The organism is Paraburkholderia sp. (assembly GCF_035656215.1).
GTDB lineage: Bacteria > Pseudomonadota > Gammaproteobacteria > Burkholderiales > Burkholderiaceae > Paraburkholderia.
On record NZ_DASRSY010000469.1, the window covers coordinates 1 to 5,777 of the forward strand.

At 62.7% G+C, this 5,777-nt stretch carries 3 protein-coding genes and 1 pseudogene; 2 read left to right on the forward strand and 2 right to left on the reverse strand.

Translation table 11 applies throughout. The annotated features are described in order from the left end of the window. Together VFE81_RS27675 and VFE81_RS27680 are read left to right on the forward strand one after the other, a co-directional pair. Window positions 1-1,146, forward strand: a 1,146-nt coding sequence (locus VFE81_RS27675; protein ID WP_325047627.1) for a GMC oxidoreductase, incomplete at its 5' end; no start/stop codon positions are given. 373 nt (window positions 1,147-1,519) lie between these two features. Further along, a complete protein-coding gene (locus tag VFE81_RS27680; RefSeq protein ID WP_325047628.1) occupies window positions 1,520-3,934 on the forward strand; it encodes a glycosyl hydrolase family 95 catalytic domain-containing protein in 2,415 nt (804 codons plus the stop codon). A 101-nt stretch (window positions 3,935-4,035) separates the two neighbouring features. Here the strand turns inward: VFE81_RS27680 and VFE81_RS27685 are convergent, their stop codons facing one another. Then, window positions 4,036-5,262, reverse strand: a complete 1,227-nt coding sequence (locus VFE81_RS27685) for a glycosyltransferase (RefSeq protein ID WP_325047629.1) — start codon at window positions 5,260-5,262, stop codon at window positions 4,036-4,038. Next, window positions 5,259-5,777 (reverse strand): annotated as a pseudogene (locus VFE81_RS27690) (hypothetical protein); the annotation flags it as partial. The pseudogene VFE81_RS27690 and the gene VFE81_RS27685, both read right to left, overlap by 4 nt.

Genomic DNA, 5,777 nt, shown 5'->3' on the forward strand with positions numbered 1-5,777 from the left:
GCTCAGGGCACGTCGATTTCGCGGCTTCAGGTGGCGACCGTCACTGGACGCAAGATGACGGTGGATGCCCGGATTTTTGTGCTGGCCACGGGCGGCATCGAGAATGCGCGCCTCCTGCTCGCGTCGAACAATGTGCACGCGACGGGTCTCGGTAACGCCAACGATCTGGTGGGCCGCTATTTCATGGATCATCCGCGGATGATGTCCGGCAAAGTGCGTTTTCGTCCGGGCAACGCTCGCAATAAACTGTATGACATCAAGTATCACTATCAGAATGCCGCCGTGTCGGCGCACGGTACGAAGATATCCTCACAGTTCGCACCGAAGCAGGAGTTGATGGAGCGCGAGAAGCTGCTGAATTCGCGCGTGTGGCTCTATTCGCGCTGGTACGGTGAAGGCACCGCTGGGTCCGAGGCGCTGATCCACTGCAAGGAAGCGTTGTTGCAGAAAGACCAGCCGGGCCGCAGCCTGAAAACCGATCTCGCGACGATGATCGCGCACCCGCTGCATACGGTGGGTTATGGCTTGACGCGGCTCTTGCAATGGCCGGCGCTGATCACCGACGTGACGTTGCAGGCGATTGTCGAAGCCGTGCCCGATCCCGATAGCCGCGTGACGTTGTCGGCGGATAAACGCGACCGGTTCGGCATGCCGCGCGTGAAGGTGGAGTGGCGTCTGGGCGAACAGGTGCAGCGCACCTTCGACAAAACGTTCGCGTTGCTCGCGCAGGAGTTGCAGATGACCGGCATCGCGGACGTCGAACTCGATGCGCCGCTCGAAGGCCGGCGCTGGCCGGCGAAACTGGAGGGCACGTGGCATCACATGGGCACCACGCGCATGCATGATTCGCCACGTGAAGGCGTGGTGGATCGCGATTGCAAGGTGCATGGGATAAGCAATCTCTATGTGGCGGGCAGTTCGGTGTTTCCGACTGTCGGCGCCAACTTTCCGACCATCACGATCGCCGCGCTTGCGCTACGCCTCGCCGGGCATCTGGCGCGGCAACTCGATGTCCCGGATATCGTCGGCAATATGCGAGGCGAGGCCGCCAACAGTTCGCTGATATCGATGCAGCCGCAGCAGCCTCAAGTCGAAACCTTGCCGATCGCGGCCTCGACCTTGACGCCGTTGATGAAGGAGCAATGAAGAACAGCCGGTGACGGTGCACGCGCGACGGCGCGCTGTTACCGGCTCGATGCTCGGGCGTCTCGCGCACGAGCACACACGCCTTGCCGTCCCGCTCACATAGCGGGAAATACCGGCTGGCCTTCCCGCGCTTCTATCCGTTATTTCTGCGTTCCCCTCCCGCGTCCCGTCCACCGGTTTGCAGATGCACAAAACGCTCGGCGGGCGTATCCCATGCGTCTTCGTGCCAGACAAACAGTCGAATCCTGATGCCGCTTTGCTGCGCGCGTACCGAGGGAAAGACCTAATGTCTGGAGAATCCTTGTGAAGTGCATATTTGCACAAACTATTCATAGGTGGATTTTCGGGGAAACTTCGCGAACCAGGAAACAGGATGAAAATATCTGTAAACCAGAAGCGTCGCAGGCTCCTCAAGCTCGGCGGTGTAGCCGCCATTCTGCCGGTAGCAGGCACCGGCAACCATGCTGCGATACGTTCCGCACAGGCCAGCGAGACCGGCCCCTCCCCAAGTACCGATTCACTCTCGGCGTCCGCACAAGCCGCTTCACCGCTCACCTCCGCCGATCAGGCGCTGCTGTTCCAATACGATCAGCCGGCCGTCGAATCCAGCATCCAGTTTCAGGGCCTGCCAGTCGGAAACGGCCGTCTGGGCGCGCTGGCAGGCGGCGCGAGCGAGAGGGAAGCGCTTTACCTGAACGAGATCACGCTGTGGTCGGGTAGCAAGGACGTCGTCGACCTGTCCTATACGACGACAGGTATGGGCACCTACTTGTCGCTCGGCAAGCTTTATATCGATCTGCCCGGTCACGCCGGCGCCACGAGCTACCAGCGTTCGCTCGACATCAGCAATGCGCTCGTGCACACGCAGTACAGCGTCGGCGGCAGGACCTACCGGCGCGAGATCTTCAGCAGCTTTCCCGACAATGTGATCGTCGTGCGGCTCACTTCAGACGGCGGCACCTATAACGGCACCGTGTCGCTGATCGACGGGCAGGGCACGCAGACCATCGGCGAGTCGAATCACGCGATGTCGTTTTCGGGTTCGGTCAGCGGTAGCGGAGAGCTGTACGCCACGTACGTGTCGGTTATTCCGGATGCAGGCATCGCGCGGTTCGACTCCACCAATGCGCAGATCACGCTGCAGAATTGTCCGGCGCTCACGATCATCCTTGCTGCGCGTACCGACTACACCGGGCGCTACGTCGACAGTTACCTGACAGGCATCAACCCGCGCAGCACCACGATCGCCGACGTGACGAACGCCGCGTCTCGGGGCTATTGGGATCTGTTGTGGCGCCATGTGCGGGACTATCGCGGTCTCTTCGGGCGCATGGAGCTGAACCTCGGCACCTCGAGCGCCGCGCAGAAGGCGATGACGATCCCGGCCCGCTTGCAGGCGCGCGGGGCGAACGCCGCCGTGGCCGATCCCGAACTCGAAGCGATGTACGTGCAGTTCGGACGCTACCTCACGATCTCGTCGTCGCGCGGCTCGATGCCCGCGAATCTGCAAGGCTTGTGGAGCACCACGAACAACCCACCGTGGATGGCCGATTACCACACCGACATCAACGTGCAGATGAACTACTGGCTCGCCGACCGCGCCGGCTTGCCGGAGTGCCAGCAGCCGTTTGCCGATTACGTCACCGGGCAGTTTCCGTCGTGGGTCCAGTCCACCCGGAATCATTTCAACGATGCCGCCAATGTGAATTACAGTAATTCGAATGGCAAAGTGGCGGGCTGGACGGTGGCGATTTCGACCGGCATCTACGGCTCGATCGGCTGGGACTGGAGTCCGCCCGCGAGCGCGTGGTATTGCCGCACGCTGTGGAATCACTATCAGTACACGCTGGACAAGCGCTATCTGGCGAATATCTATCCCGTGATGAAGTCCGCCTGCGAGTTCTGGCTGGCGCGCCTGATTCGTGACCCCGTGACGGGGCTGCTGATCGACGACAAGGACTGGTCGCCGGAGCAGGGCCCTCACCAGCAGCTTGGCATTACCTATGCGCAGGAACTCGTCTGGGATCTGTACACCAACACGGTCGCGGCAAGCCAGCTGCTCGGCAAGGATGCAGATTTCGCGCAGACGCTCGCGACGATGAAGGCGCAGCTCTATCTACCGAAAGTGAGTCCGACGACCGGGCAGCTTCAGGAATGGATGAGCGACAGCGTTGTCGGCGAAACGGGGCACCGGCATCTGTCACCGCTGATCGGCTGGTTCGAAGGTGAGCGCATCACGCTCGACAGCGATCCGAAGCTCGTGGCCGGCGTGAAGGCGCTGCTGACCGCGCGCGGCTTCAACTCGTTCGGTTGGGGGCTGGCATGGCGCATTGCCTGCTGGGCGCATTTCCACGATGCCGCCACCTGCTATTCGATGATTCCGAAGCTGCTGAACTACTCGGCGGGTAACGACGGAGTGAACGGTACGTTTGCCAACATGTTCGATGCCTACGCGCTGTCGAGCAATTCTTCGGCATTCCAGATTGATGCGAACTTCGGCGGTCCGGCGGCGATCCTGGAAATGCTGCTGCAAAGCAGGATGGATCGCATCACGCTGCTGCCCGCTTTGCCATCGCAATGGGGTACGGGAAGCGTCAAGGGGCTGCGGGCGAAAGGCGGTTTTGCGGTGGATCTCGCGTGGAGCCGCGGGGCGTTGTCTTCCGTCAAGCTCACCAGCGTAGGAGGGACGCGGACGAACCTGTTCTACGGCAACGCTTCGCGGGCGGTCGCGATACCCGCGAACGGCACGGCGAGGTTCGACGGCAACCTGCGACCCGTTTCCTGGTAGCCTCAAATCGAAACGGTGCCGATCGTAGCTTCGGCCTTGATGCCGTTGATGAAGGAGCAATGAAGAACAGCCGGTGATGGTGCGCGCCAGACGGCGCACCATCACCGGCTCGGCTGAGTGCTCGGTTGAGTAGCCCCGCGCAGCGTGGTGAGCGTGTTTTCACGCGTTTCGCCGGTGTTGCCCTTCGTTTCCAGCAGAGCGGTCAACGCGCTGACCATGGTTTCGACCCGGAAGCGTGCTTCGAAAGTGCGGACCGCCTGGGCGCGCATGGCCGCACGCGCGGTATCGTCGAGTTCGAGCCAGCGCACGAGATTCTGTTCCGTACCGTCGACCGTATCGGCGGCAACCAGCCCCGCGCCGTCCGCTTCGATCTCGCGCCACACGTTGACCTTGTCGGAGATCAGCGCAGGCAGGCCGCAGCCGAGCGCCTCCGCAACTGCCACGCCGAAATTCTCCTGATGCGAGGGCAGAACGAACACGTCGCTCGCATGAAACGCGCCCCACTTGAGATCGCCTTGCAGCATGCCCGGCAGGCTGATGCGATGCGCGATGCCGGCCGCCTGGGCCTGGGCGCGCAGACTTGCCACCCAGCCGGTTTCGTCAGGACCCGCGATCATGAGATGCAGCGACTGATCGCGGCTCGCGACACGCACGAACGCATCAATCAGCAGATCGCAGCCTTTCTTCGCATGGACGCGGCCGAGAAACAGCACGATACGTTTACCGCGCAAACCGGGCACGGCTTGCAGGAACGCTTCGCGCAAGGGCTCGGCTTCGAGCGGTGGCACGGTCGTCCCGTACGGCACGATCCGTTCATGTGCCCGGTATAGCCAGAACGATTGACGGGCGCGCGTGCGCTCTTCTTCGGTCGTAAAGATGACGGCGCGTGCGTCGCGCAGCACCCGGTATTCGGCCCACGGCCAGTACAGCCACTTCTTCAGATGCTTGAGCGGGTAAGCCTGTTTGAACCACGGGTCGAGCATGCCGTGCACGTACACGTAGTAAGGCACACCGCTTCGGCGCAGTGCTTTCCATGCCGCGAAGCCGTGGTACTGCCACAAGCCGTGCACGATGACCGCGTCGAACCGGTTCGCGTTGGCGGCGAGCCACGGCGCGAGCTGCGCGCTGTAGCTGTAGCGGCTGTTGACGGGGCCGAACGCATGGACCGGAAATGGGAAGGCGGCGAGGTAGGCGTCGCCTGGAGTATCGCAGGTAGCCACTTCGATTTCGTGTCCGGCATCCTGCATCGCGACGCCGCTGCGGCGAACGCCTTCAACCGGGCCGCCCGCGCGTGGATCGATGCTGGCAAGCAGATGGAGAATTTTCATCGGACGATATTCGATCGATTGGCACGTCGCGTCGAGATGCGCGACACGAGCGCGCCGAAGTGGCTGGCACCGGGCGCAGCAGTGGCCGCACGTGACATGCCGAGGGTTGTCGCGAGATTCGCGCGGCCCATGCCGGGCCGGATTCTGCCTGGCAATTCAGGCATGGCGGCCGGGCGCAAATGCGGTGGAGTGGGCGCGCGCCTCACCCGCGCCGGCAGCGCGCGCTGCAATCGTGCATGCGTGGCGATCATCAAGCCGAGGGCAATGCCGAATATGAGCCCTGAGAAACGCGGCCCGAGCGGATTGCCACCGATCGATGTGGCCGGCAACGCGGCAAACAGCATGATGGCGCGCCCTAGCACCGGCAGCATGGGCGCGTCGGGAACCACCGAGCGCCAATAGCGATACGAGAAGAAGCAGATCGCCAGCGCGGCCAGGGTAGCCAAAGGCATCGCGATGCCGAACAGCAGTCCGCCCGCGAAAAGTTGGTAGACCCAGAAGTTGTGACCCGCGGC

Excerpts from the sequence above, each read along its gene's own strand:
- VFE81_RS27680 (WP_325047628.1), top strand. The coding sequence starts at position 1,520 with ATGAAAATATCTGTAAACCAGAAGCGTCGCAGGCTCCTCAAGCTCGGC.
- VFE81_RS27685 (WP_325047629.1), bottom strand. The coding sequence starts at position 5,262 with ATGAAAATTCTCCATCTGCTTGCCAGCATCGATCCACGCGCGGGCGGC.